General features: G+C 38.4%; 18 protein-coding genes and 1 riboswitch. Of the genes, 15 read left to right on the top strand and 3 right to left on the bottom strand.

Going from position 1 to position 16,604, the window contains the following annotated elements:
• Window positions 1–62: 62 nt before the first annotated feature.
• Window positions 63–806, bottom strand: a complete 744-nt coding sequence (locus HZY91_RS01385) for a gamma-glutamyl-gamma-aminobutyrate hydrolase family protein (protein ID WP_197113983.1) — start codon at window positions 804–806, stop codon at window positions 63–65.
• A gap of 129 nt (window positions 807–935) precedes the next feature.
• Between HZY91_RS01385 and holA the strand changes: the two genes are divergently transcribed.
• Window positions 936–1,955 (top strand): DNA polymerase III subunit delta, encoded by a 1,020-nt coding sequence (gene holA, locus HZY91_RS01380; RefSeq protein ID WP_197113981.1) that lies wholly within the window; start codon window positions 936–938, stop codon window positions 1,953–1,955.
• A gap of 24 nt (window positions 1,956–1,979) precedes the next feature.
• Window positions 1,980–2,963, top strand: coding sequence for a diaminopimelate dehydrogenase (locus HZY91_RS01375; RefSeq protein ID WP_197113979.1), 984 nt, complete (start codon window positions 1,980–1,982; stop codon window positions 2,961–2,963).
• 77 nt (window positions 2,964–3,040) lie between these two features.
• Here the strand turns inward: HZY91_RS01375 and rpsT are convergent, their stop codons facing one another.
• Entirely contained in the window at window positions 3,041–3,301 is a 261-nt protein-coding gene (rpsT, locus tag HZY91_RS01370; RefSeq protein WP_197113977.1) for a 30S ribosomal protein S20, read from the bottom strand.
• Between the two features lie 189 nt (window positions 3,302–3,490).
• Here rpsT and uvrB point away from each other — a divergent pair, with 189 nt between their 5' ends.
• The 11 genes from uvrB to HZY91_RS01315 all read left to right on the top strand — a co-directional run bounded on the left by uvrB (window position 3,491) and on the right by HZY91_RS01315 (window position 15,116).
• Window positions 3,491–5,488: an excinuclease ABC subunit UvrB gene (gene uvrB / locus HZY91_RS01365; RefSeq protein WP_197113975.1), complete on the top strand. Its 1,998-nt coding sequence runs from the start codon at window positions 3,491–3,493 to the stop codon at window positions 5,486–5,488.
• A gap of 75 nt (window positions 5,489–5,563) precedes the next feature.
• Window positions 5,564–5,661, top strand: a riboswitch (THF riboswitch).
• A gap of 75 nt (window positions 5,662–5,736) precedes the next feature.
• Window positions 5,737–6,732 carry a dihydropteroate synthase gene (gene folP / locus HZY91_RS01360; protein WP_197113973.1) on the top strand — a complete coding sequence of 332 codons (996 nt, stop codon included), beginning with the start codon at window positions 5,737–5,739 and terminating at the stop codon, window positions 6,730–6,732.
• 8 nt (window positions 6,733–6,740) lie between these two features.
• Window positions 6,741–7,091, top strand: a complete 351-nt coding sequence (gene folB / locus HZY91_RS01355; RefSeq protein ID WP_197113971.1) for a dihydroneopterin aldolase — start codon at window positions 6,741–6,743, stop codon at window positions 7,089–7,091.
• A 2-nt stretch (window positions 7,092–7,093) separates the two neighbouring features.
• Window positions 7,094–7,603 (top strand): 2-amino-4-hydroxy-6-hydroxymethyldihydropteridine diphosphokinase, encoded by a 510-nt coding sequence (folK, locus tag HZY91_RS01350; protein ID WP_197113963.1) that lies wholly within the window; start codon window positions 7,094–7,096, stop codon window positions 7,601–7,603.
• Window positions 7,584–8,165 (top strand): GTP cyclohydrolase I FolE, encoded by a 582-nt coding sequence (gene folE / locus HZY91_RS01345; RefSeq protein ID WP_197113961.1) that lies wholly within the window; start codon window positions 7,584–7,586, stop codon window positions 8,163–8,165. The genes folK and folE overlap by 20 nt, the downstream gene beginning before the upstream one ends.
• Window positions 8,165–9,445: a bifunctional folylpolyglutamate synthase/dihydrofolate synthase gene (locus tag HZY91_RS01340; RefSeq protein ID WP_197113959.1), complete on the top strand. Its 1,281-nt coding sequence runs from the start codon at window positions 8,165–8,167 to the stop codon at window positions 9,443–9,445. The genes folE and HZY91_RS01340 overlap by 1 nt, the downstream gene beginning before the upstream one ends.
• A complete protein-coding gene (locus tag HZY91_RS01335) occupies window positions 9,432–9,959 on the top strand; it encodes an NUDIX hydrolase (RefSeq protein WP_235991436.1) in 528 nt (175 codons plus the stop codon). Before HZY91_RS01340 ends, HZY91_RS01335 begins: the two co-directional genes overlap by 14 nt.
• 160 nt (window positions 9,960–10,119) lie before the next feature.
• A complete protein-coding gene (gene rpsO / locus HZY91_RS01330) occupies window positions 10,120–10,389 on the top strand; it encodes a 30S ribosomal protein S15 (RefSeq protein WP_197113957.1) in 270 nt (89 codons plus the stop codon).
• A gap of 164 nt (window positions 10,390–10,553) precedes the next feature.
• Window positions 10,554–12,659, top strand: coding sequence for a polyribonucleotide nucleotidyltransferase (gene pnp, locus HZY91_RS01325; protein ID WP_197113948.1), 2,106 nt, complete (start codon window positions 10,554–10,556; stop codon window positions 12,657–12,659).
• Window positions 12,660–12,824: 165 nt separating this feature from the next.
• A complete protein-coding gene (locus HZY91_RS01320; RefSeq protein ID WP_197113946.1) occupies window positions 12,825–14,507 on the top strand; it encodes a ribonuclease J in 1,683 nt (560 codons plus the stop codon).
• Window positions 14,508–14,516: 9 nt separating this feature from the next.
• Window positions 14,517–15,116 (top strand): energy-coupled thiamine transporter ThiT, encoded by a 600-nt coding sequence (locus HZY91_RS01315; protein WP_197113944.1) that lies wholly within the window; start codon window positions 14,517–14,519, stop codon window positions 15,114–15,116.
• Between the two features lie 88 nt (window positions 15,117–15,204).
• Here HZY91_RS01315 and HZY91_RS01310 read toward each other — a convergent pair whose 3' ends face one another.
• Window positions 15,205–15,561, bottom strand: a complete 357-nt coding sequence (locus tag HZY91_RS01310; protein WP_197113942.1) for a hypothetical protein — start codon at window positions 15,559–15,561, stop codon at window positions 15,205–15,207.
• 193 nt (window positions 15,562–15,754) lie between these two features.
• Between HZY91_RS01310 and gmk the strand changes: the two genes are divergently transcribed.
• Both gmk and rpoZ read left to right on the top strand, forming a co-directional pair.
• On the top strand, window positions 15,755–16,396 hold the full coding sequence (gmk, locus tag HZY91_RS01305) for a guanylate kinase (RefSeq protein WP_197113940.1): 642 nt from the start codon (window positions 15,755–15,757) through the stop codon (window positions 16,394–16,396).
• On the top strand, window positions 16,393–16,587 hold the full coding sequence (gene rpoZ, locus HZY91_RS01300) for a DNA-directed RNA polymerase subunit omega (RefSeq protein ID WP_328751420.1): 195 nt from the start codon (window positions 16,393–16,395) through the stop codon (window positions 16,585–16,587). Before gmk ends, rpoZ begins: the two co-directional genes overlap by 4 nt.
• Window positions 16,588–16,604 lie beyond the last annotated feature (17 nt).

The raw sequence follows: 16,604 nt of genomic DNA, 5'->3' as shown, positions 1-16,604 counted from the left end.
ATAAAGGGAACCCTTTTAACCATTTCTGGTTTTTGGGGTTCCTTTCTTCTGAGGGTGATCTTTTATTGGTTCGCTTCACGTGCTTTTAAAGATCGGTTGATGAAGTTTTTGAAGATAGATCGACTTGCTTGATTAATATCATACGTTAGTTCAGGATGCCATTGTACGGCTATAATATTCTGGCTGCCATCCTCTGATTCGACCGCTTCAATTAAACGGTCTGGTGACCAGGCAGAGGCTTTTAAACCTTTTCCGAGCTCTTTAATCGCTTGATGGTGAATAGTATTGACATAGTCGCCCGTTTTCATGAGCTGGCCAAGCGAGGAATCAGGATCAACAGAAACAGAATGGGTGACAAAATGAACCTCGGCTTTTTGTACATGTTGGACCGTTACATTAGGGGCGAGACTAAGGTCTTGATACAGACTTCCTCCTAGTACGATATTGATGATTTGCATCCCTCGACAAATACCTAGGATGGGTTTTTGACTGTTAAGAAATTGTTCGACTAACTCAATTTCATGCTCATCCCGATTGGGAGAGATGGAGCCTAACCGAAGATCAGGTTCTTCATTATAGAAGATAGGGCTAACATCTTGACCGCCCGTTAGAACAAGCCCATCTACGATTTCTAAGTATTCTGAAAGGTTTTCGTCTCGAATTAATGGTATAATAATGGGGATTCCTCCAGCAGCCTTGATAGCTTTGACGAAATCATGAGGAATATAAGATACAGTAAAAGGTGCATAGCGGTCATCATTTTGGATATCAGTTAAGTTACCAGTTATCCCGATAATAGGGCGCACGGAATCAGTCCTTTCTTTGTTTAACATGGTGATTATTATTATACAGAAGATTCTTTTAGATTGTAAGTTCCCTACCTTGAATCGTCAAAAGTGGGTAGCTAATATGCTTGTAAAGAAAGAAGTGGTAAGTTGGAATTTCAAAAAGCAATTCAAGCGGTTCATCGAGGAGAGTTATTTCCCGTGTATATCTTGCAAGGAAGTGAAACTTTTCTTATCAATGAATTTCGTCAGAGTCTAGCGAGTGCTGTTGAAAAAGCAGCAGGAGAATTAGATTTAACCACGATTGATGTGGAAGAATCAGGTTGGGATCCAGTGCTAGATGAGGCGGAAATGTATTCTTTTTTTGTTGATCAACGATTGATTATTGCTGATCACATTGATTTTATTTGTAGTCAACCGAGTCAAAAATTAACAGACTCTCAACAGACAAGGTTACTTGAATATCTGGATAATCCTAATCCTGCTAGTCATTTATTGTTGGTAATCCCACATGATCAGATTGATAAACGGCGAAAATTAACAAAAGCTTTGATTCAAAAAGGACAATTTGTCGATACAACCCCTCTTGGAGAGAAAGAAGTTTATCAATATATTCAATCTTATATCCAGGGCGAAGAGCTTAAGATTAGTAGAGAGGCAGTTCAAGAGCTACTGATTCGAACCGGTTATCAACTCAGTCAGACAATTGCTGAAATTCAGAAACTCAAACAATTTGCAGTAGATGGAAATTCGATTACAATTGAAGTAGTTCGAACTTTAGTGACTCGGAGTTTAGAATCGGATGTCTTCGAATTAACGAATGCTGTTTTGGCTAAGGATGCGAGTCGTGCGATTCAAATTTATCGTGACTTGATTCTGATGAAACATGAACCCATTCAATTGCATGCGTTAATTGTTTCTCAATTTCGATTGTTTATTCAAGTTAAATTAATGCAAAGACAAGGATTGATGCAAGGAGATATTGCTCAGGTATTATCGGTTCATCCATACCGAGTCAAGCTGGCAATGCAAGCGAGCCGGAGTATGGATTTGCAGGAATTAGCGATTCTATACGATTCTCTAATTGAAGCGGATTTTCGAATGAAGATAGGGATCGGACAGAAGGAAACGTATTTTTATTTAATTTTGACTAAGATTCTTCAATTATAAAAAAATTAATAAAAGAGGTGCACGATGTCAGAAATTAAAATTGGAGTAATGGGAGATCCCCAGCTACTCAATGAAGTAGTCCATGATGTTAATTCGCAAGATGACATGGAATTAGTAGCAGTTTTCTCTCAGGAAGAAGCGGAAACAACTGTGGGTTATACTCAACCTGTTAAGAAGGAAAGACTGGAGAAGATTTCAGAGTACAGTGATCAGATTGATGTTCTCATTATTTGTTCAGGAGCGACAACAGATACCTATAAGCAAACGCTAGAATACAGTCAATACTTTAATGTTGTAGAATCTTATTTACCTATGATCAAGCTACCTATTCATTTAGAAAGAGTGGATCGGGTGGCACGTGAACACGATAAACTTGCGATTTTAGCATTAGATTGGGCTCCTGGTTTCTTTAGCTTAAATCGTCTTTTAGCTGAAGCGGTACTTCCTCAAGGTGAAACCTACCAATTTACAGGGAGAAGTGTTAGTCAAGGACATTCAGAAACCTTACGTCGAGTTAAAGGAGTCGCTGATGCAGTTCAATATACTTTACCAGCTGAAGAAGCTTTAGAAAGTGTGCGTAAGGGAGAAGCTCCTGAAATATCGATTGGTCAACAACAATCGCGTGAAGCTTTTGTCGTCCTTGAAGAAGGGGCTGATCCAGAGCAAGTTAGAGCAGCCATCCAGCAGTTACCAGATTATTTCTCATCCAATGCAACTGAAGTGCATTTTATTAGTCAAGAAGAAATGGCCCAAGAGCATCAGGGGAATTCTCAGGCGGGTACATTGATTCGGACAGGAAAATATGAAAAGGGCAAAGGTCATTTACTGGAATTTCAATTAAATTTAGAAGCGAAACCGATTTTTACGGCTTCGGTTTTGGTGGCTTATGCCCGTGCAGCTTATCGATTATCTGTTAAAGGGGAGAAAGGTGCTAGGACTATTTTAGATATCCCAGTATCTGAGATCGCACCTTATGATCGTGAGTGGTTAATTGAAAATTTCTTATAAATTAAAATTCGCCTTCAATTTATGAGGGCGTTTTTTATCAAAAAAAAGAAGCCCCTCTAGGAACTTCTGGCTGTTTATTATTTAGCTGATGCTACTAATTTAGCTAAACGTGATTTGTCACGAGAAGCCTTATTGTGATGAATTAAACCTTTACTTGCAGCTGAGTCAATTGCTTTAACCGCTTCTTGGTATAATGCTTGTGCATCGCCTTCTCCTGTTTCAACTGCTTGGCGAACTTTCTTGATTGAAGTACGTAAAGCAGTTACTTGAGTACGTTTACGGCTTGTGATTTTTTCTGTTTGACGAGCGCGTTTCATTGCTGATGTTGTATTGGCCATCGATGGTCACCCCTTTTCAAATAAGAATAGCTAAGCTCGGAAACTTAGTCAACATGAAACATTATACATAAGTCCAATCAATCTTGCAATAAAAAGTTTTTGCTTCCATCGATGGTAACACACAAAAGTTGACTATCCTAAAATCTTCTATTAAATTAAGGAAGTCGATAAATAAAGGAGGATCCCTGTTTGAAAAATAATAAATTTAAAGTTGTGGCCCCTTATGAACCTGCAGGCGATCAACCCCAAGCTATTCAACAATTAGTGGAGGGGATTCAGCAAGGTGAAGATGAACAAGTTTTGCTTGGAGCAACTGGAACGGGGAAAACTTATACAGTGGCGAAGGTGATTGAATCTGTCAATAAACCGACCCTAGTTCTAGCTCATAATAAGACCTTAGCAGGACAATTATATTCTGAATTGTTAGAATTTTTCCCTAATAATGCAGTAGAATACTTTGTTTCCTATTATGATTATTATCAACCGGAGGCTTATGTTCCAGCAAGTGATACCTATATTGAGAAAGAGTCGAGTGTTAATGATGAGATTGATAAGCTCCGCCATTCTGCCTCATCCGCTTTATTAGAGCGGAATGATGTGATCGTGGTCGCTTCAGTTTCATGCATTTATGGATTGGTAGATCCAGAAATGTACCGTGAACATGTTCTTTCTTTGCGTCAAGGGCAGGAAATTTCTCGTGATGAAGTGGTTACTCGTTTGGTCGATATGCAATTTGTTCGCAATGATATTGATTTCCAACGAGGAACTTTTAGGGTTAGAGGAGATGTGCTGGAAATTTTTCTAGCTTCTCGTGATAAGGAAGTTATCCGTGTAGAATTTTTTGGTGATGAAATTGATCGGATACGTGAAGTAGACGTTTTAACAGGAGAAATTAAAAACGATGTGGATCATTTTCCAATTTATCCTGCGACTCACTTTGTGGCCAATCAAGATCAGGTGTTGCGAGCGGTTGAATCAATACGGATTGAACTTGAAGAACGGTTAGAAGAACTTAGGGCACAAAACAAACTCCTCGAAGCCCAGCGCTTAGAACAGCGTACTAACTATGATATTGAAATGCTTCTGGAAATGGGCTATTGTTCAGGGATTGAGAATTACTCGCGTCACATGGATGGAAGGGCGCCAGGAGAAGCTCCCTATACCTTACTTGATTTCTTTCCCGAAGATTATCTCATTGTAGCGGACGAATCGCATATTACCATGCCCCAAATTCGAGGAATGTACAATGGAGACCGAGCTCGTAAAGAACAATTAGTAGAGTATGGTTTTAGACTTCCTTCAGCGGTTGATAACCGGCCCCTAAGATTAGAAGAATTTGAACAACATGTTAATCAAATTATTTATATATCTGCAACTCCCGGTCCTTATGAAATGGAGAGAGTGGGAGGAAAAGTGGCGGAACAAATTATTCGTCCAACAGGCTTACTTGATCCAAAGATAGAAGTTCGTCCTATCCAAGGTCAAATTGATGATTTAGTCTCTGAAATCAATAAAAGAGTGGAACGCAATGAAAGAGTCTTTATTACCACTTTAACTAAAAAAATGTCGGAAGACTTAACGGATTACTTAAAAGAGCTAGATATTAAAGTGAAGTATCTTCATTCTGATATCGTGACTTTAGAAAGAACAGAAATTATTCGTGATTTACGTTTAGGTATTTTTGATGTATTAGTAGGGATCAACCTTTTACGAGAAGGCTTAGATGTGCCTGAGGTTTCTTTAGTGGCTATTCTAGATGCGGATAAAGAAGGATTCCTAAGGTCAGAAAGATCGTTGGTGCAAACGATTGGACGAGCTGCTCGTAATGAGAACGGTTATGTCATTATGTATGCTGATCAAATTACAGGTTCGATGGATCGAGCCATTAAGGAGACCGAGCGGCGGCGTCAGATTCAGATGGCCTATAACAAAGAACATGGTATTACACCTAAAACAATCAAAAAAGAGGTTCGTGATCTCATACGGATTACTCATGATGTTCAAACCGAAGAAGAGGAGGAGAACATTCTTCTTCAATTTAAAAAGCTTTCTCGCCTTCAAAGAGAAGAAGAGCTTGAACGTTTGTCATTGCAAATGAAATCCTATGCTAAAGAAATGAACTTTGAGGCTGCAGCTCAAACGCGAGATATTATTATGGAATTAAAAGCCCACTTTGGGATGAAATAATAAGAAACTTAAAATAGATGATTAAAGCCATTGTATTCTTTTGAGTAATCGCATACAATGGAACGGTATCAATAAAACAGAGTAGATATTTTACGTCAAGTGCTTCTAGATGGGATGTAGCTAGGAGACGAAGTGGGGATACAACCATGCGTTAGAATATCGCCTCCGCTGTTTATTTGCGGCGGCACTCTATTTTTAGAGTGCTCTTTTTACATACAAATAGAGTGATCATCCCGATGGAGGATAAAATGTTAACAGTGATAGAAAAAAATCAGGCGCATTTTAATTTCAATGGTCAAACCATTCAACACGGCGATCCCACCATCATTTGTGGAATCGTAAATGTGACCCCAGATTCTTTCTCAGATGGTGGGATGTGGTTTGAAACCCAAAAAGCAATAGATCGAGCAAAAGAGCTTATTAATCAGGGATGTCGAATGATTGACGTTGGAGGTGAATCTACTCGACCTGGTTCGACCTACGTTGATATTGAAGAAGAGATTAAGCGGGTTGTTCCTGTCATTCGAGCGATAAAAAAAGAAACCGATGCAATTGTTTCAGTTGATACATGGAAATCTGAAGTCGCTAAGGCTGCGATTGATGCAGGAGCAGATATTGTCAATGATATTACCGGGTTGTTGGGAGATCCACGTATGGCTTCAGTAATAGCACCAAGTCAAGCAGGAGCAGTGGTGATGATTAATCCTGTTATTGTTCGACCTAATCATCCTTCTGCTAAGGTGTTTCCTCAATTTGGTGCTGAGGGAGTTTTTACCCAGAATGAATTAGAACGATTTGCTGAAATGGATGAAATTGAACTTATGGAAGCTTATTTTAAAAAGTCCTTTGAATATGCAGAAGCGGCAGGACTATCTCGGGATCGTCTTATTTTAGATCCTGGTATAGGCTTTGGTTTAACCAAGAAAGAAAACTTTAACTTAGTTAAGCATGCTCAATTAATTCATCAATGGGGATATACGTGTTTTCTAGGAGTTTCAAGAAAAAGATTTATCCAAAATACCTTAGCAGATGCCGGATATAATATAGATACTAAGACTGAGGAAGGCTTTTCATTGCGAGATGAGGCTTCAGCTGCTCTAACAGCAGTTGCTTCTTTTATGGGAGTTGAAGTGGTAAGAGTACATGTTGGAACAGAACATCACATCGCCAGTCTCATTGGTAATAATATTCGTATGGCAGAAACACTTGAAGATATTAATTATGGCGCTTATAAGGCTAAGTAGGTGGAAAAATGTTTAAAATAAAATTAAATAATATGCTCTTTCATTCTTATATCGGTGTGTTTCCAGAAGAAAAAAAATTAGGCCAAAATATTGCCATTGATTTAACGGTTAAGATTAAATCGTCTGTGACGAGAGATGACATCGATGAAACGGTTTCTTATGCTGTTTTCTATGATAAGATCGCTGAGTATATTAAAGAAAGTCGGGCTGATTTAATTGAAACAATGGCCTTCGAAATCATCGATCTTATTAAGCAGGCAAGTCCTGATAAAATAGAAAGTGTTAAAGTTAATTTGCGTAAATTGCAAGTCCCTATTGATGGGATTCTTGATTCAGCAGAAGTGGAGATGGAGGCATAAAGGTGGAACATTCGGTCTATTTGAGTCTTGGTTCCAATCTAGGGGATCGCTTTGAGAACCTAAGTCAGGGACAGCAACGCCTAGCAGCTCATCCTCAAATTGTAGTACAAAAAGTTTCGGCGTATTATCAAACCTCACCAGTGGGTGGAGTCGTTCAAGATGATTTTATTAATCAAGCTATGCTAATTCAGACGTCACTTTCAGGTGAGGAACTTTTGGATTATATTCATGAAATTGAAGCGGAACTTTTGAGAAAACGCGTGATTATTTGGGGGCCACGCACCTTAGATATCGATATTTTATTTTACGATGAACTGGAGAGCGATCATCCCGATCTTACCTTACCACATCCAGAAGTTTTTAATCGCTTATTTGTTTTAATCCCTTTACAAGAAATAATGGAAAAAGATTTTATCCATACTGAAGCTATTACAGAAGCCATTGCAAAGTTAGAAGCAACAACTGATCAAAGAATAGAAAGAGTAGATAAGAATGACAGAATTAAACCTTAATCGAATTGAAGAATTAGTCCGTGAAATTTTAATTGAAATAGGAGAAGATCCTGACCGTGAAGGCCTAGTTGAAACACCGAAACGTGTCGCGAAAGCTTTAAAAGAAATGACCGCTTCGACCTGTAAGACTGAATTTACAGAAGGAAAAATGTTTCCCACAGAAACCAGCCAAGCTAGTCAAATGGTCTCTGTAAATAATATCCCATTTTATTCAATGTGTGAGCACCATATGTTACCTTTCTTTGGAACGGTCAATGTTGGTTACCTGCCTCAAGAAGGAAAAATCATTGGTCTATCAAAAATCCCACGTTTAGTGGACTATGTTTCTAAAAAATTAAATGTGCAGGAAAATATTACACGCAATGTCGCAGATATCTTGATGGAGATTACGAACGCAAGAGGGGTAGCGGTTGTGGTGGATGCCCGTCATATGTGTGTTGAAATGCGTGGTGTCGCGAAAACTAATTCTGTCACAAGAACAACTTATTTTTTAGGTGCTTTTAACGATGATGTCCAATTGAGAAATGAATTCTTACAATCTTTACCGAAGGTGATTCATTAATGGCATCTGATTTATCGGCAAACGTTCCGAATATTTTATATGGTGAGGGAGACCGAATCACCTTACTGAAGCGTCTTTTAAAAGAATTGGGTCAACCTGATCAAGCTTTTAAAATTATTCACATTGCAGGTACAAATGGTAAAGGCTCTACTTCAACCATGATCTCGGCCTTGTTAAAATTACATTATGATAGAATTGGTCTCTTCACTAGCCCGCATTTATATACTGAAAGAGAATCGATTGTGGTAAATCATGAAATGATAGCAAGCACAACTTTCTATAGCTGTCTGGAACAAGTTTATCAGGCAGCCTTAACGATGGGCCTTCAACCTGAAGAAGATTTGTCACAATTTGAAACAACATTTCTAGTGGCCATGGTCTACTTTGCTAATCGTGTCTGTGATTATGTTGTGATAGAATGCGGTCTAGGGGGAGCATTAGATGCTACGAATGCGATTGGTGATTCGGAATATGCCATTGTGACCAAGATAGGGTTAGATCACCTCAATCTGTTGGGAGATAATTTAGAAGCAATCGCTCATACAAAAGCAGGAATTATTCGTCCCCAGCGAACGGTTGTATTAGCTCCTTTTCAAAGAGAGGGAGTCGAAACCATTATTAGGAACAAAACAGAATCACAAGCAAGCACCTTTATTCGAGTTGAAGAAGATTTTATCATGAAAGATGAGTCCGGAACTTATTATATTAATGATCCAGCTTATAAAGATTTTTCGATTCAACTCGGCTTAAAGGGAACGTACCAACAAGAAAATTTAGCAACTGTAATGGCATGGTACCTTACTTGGTTAAAACAAAATAATAGGACTTTTCAGATAACAAATATCAATAAAGCTTTGGAAAACCTTAGTTTACCAGGCCGATTTGAGTGGATTCAAAATGATCCTGCTATTATTCTTGATGCAGCCCACAATGTGGATGCGATCGAAGAATTTATTACAAGTTTAAAAGAGGAGTTTGGCCAGCAAAAAGTGACCCTTATCTGTGGCTTCTTAAAAGATAAAGATGTTCCGAGAATTGTAGAAAGACTTGTGACTCTCAATGCCGATTTTATATTAACGCAAGTAGATCATCCCGATCGTTATATGCCGATTGAGCAACTTCAAGCTTTATTTGAAGCTTATGCTGTTCCATTTCAAACTCATGTTGAACCTCGTGAGGCTTTAGAACAAAGTCTTAAAGACCAGCAGACCCCATTGCTTATTGTCGGTTCTTTCTATTTAATTAAAGTTGTAAGGAGTGACTTGCTTGGTAAAGCTTAAGGAGCTTTTGTTAGAATCAATTGATCAGATACAGAGGCAAAACTATCCATGGATGGATCACAAAATTTTAGAGACAAGTTTAAGTAAAGTGGAGAAGCTATCAGAGAGTGAACTTACAGATCGGACCAGTCCTTTTCACCTGTCTGCTTCTGCTTTTGTCTTGAAAGGGGATCGTGCTTTTTTTATCCAGCATCCCTATTTAAACAGATTGTTATTACCTGCTGGTCATGTTGAAGCAGGGGAGTTTCCTGTTGAAACGGCCAAGCGAGAATTCTATGAAGAGACAGGCTTCTCTATTGCGTCTGGAACCCAAGAAAGACTCATTGACCTTCGTCTTTTTGACATTCCTGCGAATCCTATCAAGGGGGAAGGCAGTCATCTTCATCTTGACTTGCGCTATTACTTTAGTTGTCTAGAAAAGAAGCAATCGCCAGCGGAACTCAAGTGGTACTTATTGGAGAAAGAACAAGCGCCAGAAGAATTTCAGGTTTATTACGCTTTAAATAATGAATAATTTAATCTTGCTTTAGAAGAACGATTGCAGTATAATAATTTGGTAATCTTTCAGTTGACGTCTTTGACTGATTGGGATTATATGACCCTTGCTCAGATTGACGAATCACCAACGTTATTCTTAGCCAGTGGCCGAATTAAAAATGAAAGAGGTGGAAAACATGGCAATTTCACAAGAACGTAAAAATGAAATCATTAAAGAGTTTGCTCAACACGAAGGCGATACAGGTTCTGTTGAAGTACAGGTAGCAGTTTTAACTGAAGATATTAACTCTTTAAATGAGCATATTAAAACGCATAAAAAAGACTTTCATTCATACCGTGGATTGATGAAAAAGATTGGTCACCGTCGTAATTTGTTAGCGTATTTGCGTAATAAAGACGTGACGCGTTATCGTAACTTGATCCAACGTTTGGGATTACGTCGTTAATAATCATTGAGGAAAGGATAGCTTTTAGCTATCCTTTTTGTTATATTACTAATAGCCTTGTTTGGAGTCGTACTACTATACAAACATGAGTTGCTCGCGCTTGTGAGCAATTGATTTTTGTTTAGTGGTACTCCAGACGGAAATTAAATAAAGGAGTCTACAGAATGACAAATAAACAAGTCTTTGAAACAAGTTGGGGAGGACGTCCCTTGATCGTTGAGATTGGGCAATTAGCTAAACAGGCTAATGGTTCAGTTCTTGTTCGGTATGGAGATACAGTCGTCTTGACAGCAGCTGTTGCATCAAAAAATGCATCTGGGATGGATTTTTTCCCTTTGACGGTTCACTATATTGAGAAAATGTATGCCGTTGGAAAAGTACCAGGTGGATTTATTAAAAGAGAAGGTCGTCCATCTGAAAACGCAACGCTTACTGCACGTTTAATTGACCGTCCGATTCGACCAATGTTCCCTGATGGCGTTCGAAATGAAATTCAAATAACTAATACTGTGTTATCGGTTGAGCAAGATTGTTCCCCCGAAATGGCTGCGATGTTTGGCTCTTCATTAGCAATTGCTATCTCCGACATTCCTTTTGATGGACCGATTGCTGGGGTAGATGTGGGACGAATTAACGGCGAATTATTGATTAATCCTACTCCTTCTCAAAAAGAAGAGTCTGACATTGATTTAACCGTTGCCGGGACTGCTCATGCGATCAATATGGTGGAGTCATCAGCAAAAGAAGTTGATGAAGCAGCAATGTTAGAAGCCTTACTATTTGGTCACCAAGCGATTAAAGAATTAGTGGCTTTTCAGAATGAAATTGTGGCTGCAGTTGGTAAAGATAAATTTGAATTTGAATTAGTCTCTATTGATGAAAATATCCAGCAGCAAGTTCAAGCTTTATATAAAGAACGTATGGTACAAGCGATTCAAACGCCAGAAAAGAAAGCTCGTGAAGAAGCGGTAAATGCTTTGATGGAAGAGGCAGTTGTCTTCTTTACTGAGAAAATGTTGGATGATCCGGATCACGAGGATAAAGTAAAAGATGTTCATAAAGCTCTTCATGAATTAGAAAAGGATGAAGTGCGACGTCTCATTACACATGAACGTATTCGACCAGATGGTCGTCAAATTGATGAGATTCGCTCATTAGAATCAGTTGCCGGACTACTCCCTCGAACACATGGTTCTGGTCTCTTTACACGGGGGCAGACACAAGCGCTATCAATTGCGACATTAGCTCCTTTGAGCGAACATCAAATTATTGATGGACTTGGGACTGAAGAAGATAAGCGTTTTATTCATCACTATAATTTTCCTAATTTTTCAGTTGGAGAAACAGGAAGAGTTGGAAGTCCTGGACGCCGAGAAATTGGGCACGGAGCATTAGGTGAACGAGCGCTAGCTCAAGTGATTCCGTCTGAAGAAGAATTCCCATATATGATTCGATTGGTTGCTGAAGTGTTAGAATCGAATGGTTCATCCTCACAAGCTTCTATTTGTGCTGGAACCTTAGCTTTAATGGATGCAGGTGTCCCTATTAAGGCTCCCGTTGCAGGTATTGCGATGGGCTTAGTGATGGATGGAGAAAATTACACCGTTCTAACGGATATTCAAGGTTTGGAAGACCATCTTGGAGATATGGACTTTAAAGTAGCAGGAACTGAAAAAGGAATAACCGCTCTACAAATGGATATCAAAATTCAAGGAATCACTGAAGCGATTCTTCAAGAGGCCTTAGAACAAGCTCAAAAAGCTCGTTTAGAAATTCTGAATAATATCACTTCAGAATTACCTGAACCACGAAAAGAGCTAAGTCCATTTGCACCTAAGATTGATATGATTCAAATTGATCCAGAGAAAATTAAAGTGGTGATTGGTAAAGGCGGCGAAACGATTAACTCAATTATTGAGGAAACAGGGGTTAAAATTGACATTACGCAAGATGGAAATGTAAGTATTGCATCTGCTGATCAAGCAATGATTGATCGAGCAAAAGCAATTGTAGAATCCCTAGTGGCTGAAGTAGAATCTGGCCAAACATATGAAGGAACAATTATTCGAATTGAAAGCTATGGGGCTTTTGTGGAAGTGTTACCAGGCAAGAGTGGTTTATTACATATTTCTCAAATTGATCATCGTCGCATTGAAAAAGTGGATGATGTCTTTGATCTAGGGGATAAGGTAACCGTTAAAGTAACAGGAATTGATGAGCGAGGACGAATTGACTTATCACGCAAAGTCTTGATGCAAAAACCAGAATAATTCAAAAGCCTATTGCAGATTCAGTCTGTGATAGGCTTTTTTCTATAAAGTTACAAATTTTCATTCGGGTAAGAGTGTGTTATAATTTAAAAAGGTGTGCCGTCTAATGGTGGCAAACAAGTCTGCTTAGCAGATTCAGTTATAAATATATTGAAGAGGTGTTACATGAGTAATATTAACATTATTCCACTTGGCGGCGTTCGCGAAGAAGGAAAAAATATGTACATTGTGGAGATCAATCAAGCCATCTTTGTCTTGGATTGTGGCTTATTATTTCCTGAGGATGATTTATTAGGAATTGATATGGTGATTCCTGATTTTACATACTTAGAAGAAAATGCGGACAGAGTAGTAGGAATTTTTCTTTCCCATGGACATGCAGATGCGGTGGGGGCCTTGCCTTATTTATTGAATAAAATTAATGCTCCCGTCTTTGGAACGCATTTAACGATTGAGTTGGCCAGTATCTCAGCCAGAAAACAAGGACTAGAAGATCGAATTGAAAATTTCTTTGAAATTGACTCTGAAACTGAGATTGAGTTTGATGAGGTTACTGTTTCTTTCTTTAGAACAACTCATACCATTCCTGATTCAGTAGGGATCGTTCTGGAAACTTCAGAGGGCTCAATTGTTTATACGGGCGATTTCCGTTTCGATCCAAGCGCTTCTAAATTTTACCAAACAGATTTTGGTCGTTTAACGGACATTGGGGAAGGAAATGTGATTGCTCTACTAAGTGATTCTGCTGCAGCAGAGTCTCCAGTTGAAAATGTGAGTGATCTAATGATTTCTGAAGAAATTACTGAAGTTTTTCGAAATGCTAAGGGTCGTGTAATCGTTGGTACTATAGGATCAAATATAGCTCGTATTCAGCAGGTGCTAGAAGCTGCTTATCAATCTAAGCGAACGATTTTTATTCCGAGTGATGAGTTATATGAGATTGTGGATGTCGCGATTCAATTAGATAAAATAAATATTCCAAGTCGTGATGTAATTGGTTCTTTCAAAAAAGTGGACAGTTTTAAAGATAACCAAGTCGTTATTCTGGCGACAGGAGATGTTGGAGAACCTATTAAAACCATTCAAGCTATGGCTCAAGGAAACCATCCCTCTGTTCGAATTAAGGAACATGATACGGTTTATATTGCCACGACACCTTCTGTCTCAATGGAGACGAGTGTGGCAAGGACTAAAGATATGATTTATAAAGCTGGGGCAAGTGTCTTAAGTGTGACAGATCACCATAAAACTTCTGGTCATGCCACGCCTAATGATTTGAAGTTAATGTTAAACTTTATCAAACCGCAATATCTGATTCCTATTAACGGAGAGTACCGCATGCTAAAGGCTCATGCTGATCTTGCTACTCAAGTTGGAATGAAGCCAGACCAGGTTGTTATTCTGTCCTTAGGGGATGTATTAGAGTATAAAAATGGAAAAATGGCACTGAGCGGTCAAGTAGATGCTGGTGATGTGTTAGTAGATGGAATTGGTGTAGGAGATATTGGAAATGTGGTGCTTCGTGATCGGAGAGTCTTAAGTGAAGATGGAATTTTTGTTGTAGTGGCAACCATCTCTAGAAGATTGAAGAAGATTTTGGTAGGACCACAGATTACTTCAAGAGGATTTGTATTTATGAAAACTTCCACGGATCTTATTGAAGCTTGTTCTGATATAACCTTGGATGTTTTAGATGAGCATCTTGCTTCGGATGATTTTGACTGGGGTGAATTAAAAGGCGATTTAAGAGAGAAAATTGGCAAGTTCCTATTTAAGGAAACCAAAAGACGGCCTGTTGTTTTACCGATCATCATGGAGGCTTCGAACTATCAGGCGAAGAAAGACTAGAGGTGAAATATGAATAAACGTTTATGGCGCTTAATGTTGGACTTGGCTTTGGCGTTGATATTATGCTTTGGAGGACATTTGCTGACGAATTACGCGATCAATTCGATGGGCGGTATCATCCCACATATTGGGCTGGTAGCCTTAGTATGGTTTGCTTTAAGATACGGATGGGCCTCTGGTGTGCTTGCCGGAGCCTTAGCGGGTATTATAATAGGGGTCTTCGATTATGGGATACGTGATTGGTGGGACGTGGTCTTATTATCAATCATACCTCATTTATCTGTGGGCCTTGCAGGACTATTTGCTAAATATACCCAAAAGACTCTAAACAATCATCGTTATTCCTCCACCTATCTAAATATTGTCACAGCCAGTTTAATGACGAGTCTATCGTTTTATCTTTTAAGATACCTTGCTATTCCATTGGCTCTTGGAAATAAGAGTGAGCTTCCAGTAAATGAATTGAATTTTTGGTTGTCATGGATAACTACCAGTGCGCTCTGCGCCGTCTTGCTTATCATTGCAGGTCGGATGAATCATGCTTTCCTTATTCCGAAAAGAACACGATTTTTATCACGTAAAGAAACTTCATCTTTATTAAATGATTAGTAAAATCCCCCCCTAACTTATTTTCAAGTTAGGGGGGATTAACCCTCAATTTGGGGATCAGATCTTGAGGGACAGATGTCTCGCATAGTTATGCAATCAAATTATGCGTGATGGCAGTCACATTAATAATTTGATTAAGCTCTAAATAGAAAGCAGATTCAGCAGATCGAACTTTGATAAAAGAATCAGCTTGAATAGGTGAATCAATGATAACTTCTATTTGAGCCATCTGCAAACAGTTTTGCTGATCATAATATTCAAATAAAATATTAACAGGTAATTGGGAGAGATAGTGGCTATCTAGAATAATTTCAAGTTCTTTTTGTGAAGACATGGGAATATCTTCTTGAACGAGTGGAGCCGGTTGGATAAAAGGGCTAAACAAGTCATTTGCTACATTCTGTAGCCATTGATTAGAGAAAGGATTCTTAATAGGTAATTCCACTGGTAAACATCTCCTTAGTTAATATCACTTACGAACATCTGTTTGTAAATACAGTATACGAACAAATTTTCGTTTTGTCAACACAAAAGCGAACGAATTTTCGTTTTTTTGGTATGTTTTTTTATTTTTTATCATCTTTCAGAATTTAGCTAAATATGATAAGATAACAGATATAATTAGATGGAGGTAAGGCATGTCCACTCAAAGAGGTTTGTTAATTATTTTATCCGGACCATCAGGTGTTGGAAAAGGTACTGTAAGAGAAGCTGTATTTGACAATGAAAATTGCAATTATATTTATTCGGTATCTGCAACTACTCGTTCCAGCCGACCTGGTGAAGTAAATGGGGAAGATTATTTCTTTATAAGTAGGGAAGAATTTGAAAATTTAATTGAAAAGGATGCCTTATTAGAGTATGCAGAATATGTGGGGAATTATTACGGAACTCCACTAGCATATATTGAAGAGAATTTACAGGCTGGTCGTGATGTCTTTCTAGAAATAGAGGTTCAAGGTGCTAGAAAAGTTCGTGAAAGGATGCCGGAAGGCATCTTCATATTTCTTGCTCCACCTAGTTTTAAAGAATTGGAAACGCGACTTACAGATCGTGGCACAGATAGCCAAGCTGTGATCATGGAAAGAATGGAAAGAGCGCGTGAAGAGATTGAAATGATGAAGGATTACGATTATGTAGTGGTAAATGATTATGTTCCTAACGCTGTTAGCAAAATTAATGCTATAATAGAGTGTGAACATTTAAAAGTTGAGCGAATTGTGGATCGGATTCAACAAGATATTCAAGATTATTTCGTAGAAGGAGCTGAATCACGATGATGTTATACCCGTCTATTGACGATTTATTGGAGAAAGAATCATCAAAATATTCATTAATTATTCTTGCAAGTAAACGTGCAAAAGAAATGCATGAATATAAAATTATGCAATTGGAAGATTATGAAGCTGTTAAGCCTGTAGGTAAAGCGCTTGAAGAAGTTGTTTCAGGGGTTCTATCTATCAAAGACTAATTGCAAAACTTAGCACT

The organism is Facklamia lactis (assembly GCF_015863205.1).
GTDB classification, from domain to species: domain Bacteria; phylum Bacillota; class Bacilli; order Lactobacillales; family Aerococcaceae; genus Facklamia; species Facklamia lactis.
Note: the sequence above shows the minus strand (reverse complement) of the source record. Positions and strands in the feature narration are given on the sequence as shown.

Excerpts from the sequence above, each read along its gene's own strand:
- folP (WP_197113973.1), top strand. The coding sequence starts at position 5,737 with ATGTTAACAGTGATAGAAAAAAATCAGGCGCATTTTAATTTCAATGGT.
- HZY91_RS01375 (WP_197113979.1), top strand. The coding sequence starts at position 1,980 with ATGTCAGAAATTAAAATTGGAGTAATGGGAGATCCCCAGCTACTCAAT.
- pnp (WP_197113948.1), top strand. The coding sequence starts at position 10,554 with ATGACAAATAAACAAGTCTTTGAAACAAGTTGGGGAGGACGTCCCTTG.
- gmk (WP_197113940.1), top strand. The coding sequence starts at position 15,755 with ATGTCCACTCAAAGAGGTTTGTTAATTATTTTATCCGGACCATCAGGT.
- HZY91_RS01340 (WP_197113959.1), top strand. The coding sequence starts at position 8,165 with ATGGCATCTGATTTATCGGCAAACGTTCCGAATATTTTATATGGTGAG.
- rpsT (WP_197113977.1), bottom strand. The coding sequence starts at position 3,301 with ATGGCCAATACAACATCAGCAATGAAACGCGCTCGTCAAACAGAAAAA.
- rpsO (WP_197113957.1), top strand. The coding sequence starts at position 10,120 with ATGGCAATTTCACAAGAACGTAAAAATGAAATCATTAAAGAGTTTGCT.
- folB (WP_197113971.1), top strand. The coding sequence starts at position 6,741 with ATGTTTAAAATAAAATTAAATAATATGCTCTTTCATTCTTATATCGGT.
- rpoZ (WP_328751420.1), top strand. The coding sequence starts at position 16,393 with ATGATGTTATACCCGTCTATTGACGATTTATTGGAGAAAGAATCATCA.
- HZY91_RS01315 (WP_197113944.1), top strand. The coding sequence starts at position 14,517 with ATGAATAAACGTTTATGGCGCTTAATGTTGGACTTGGCTTTGGCGTTG.
- folE (WP_197113961.1), top strand. The coding sequence starts at position 7,584 with ATGACAGAATTAAACCTTAATCGAATTGAAGAATTAGTCCGTGAAATT.
- HZY91_RS01320 (WP_197113946.1), top strand. The coding sequence starts at position 12,825 with ATGAGTAATATTAACATTATTCCACTTGGCGGCGTTCGCGAAGAAGGA.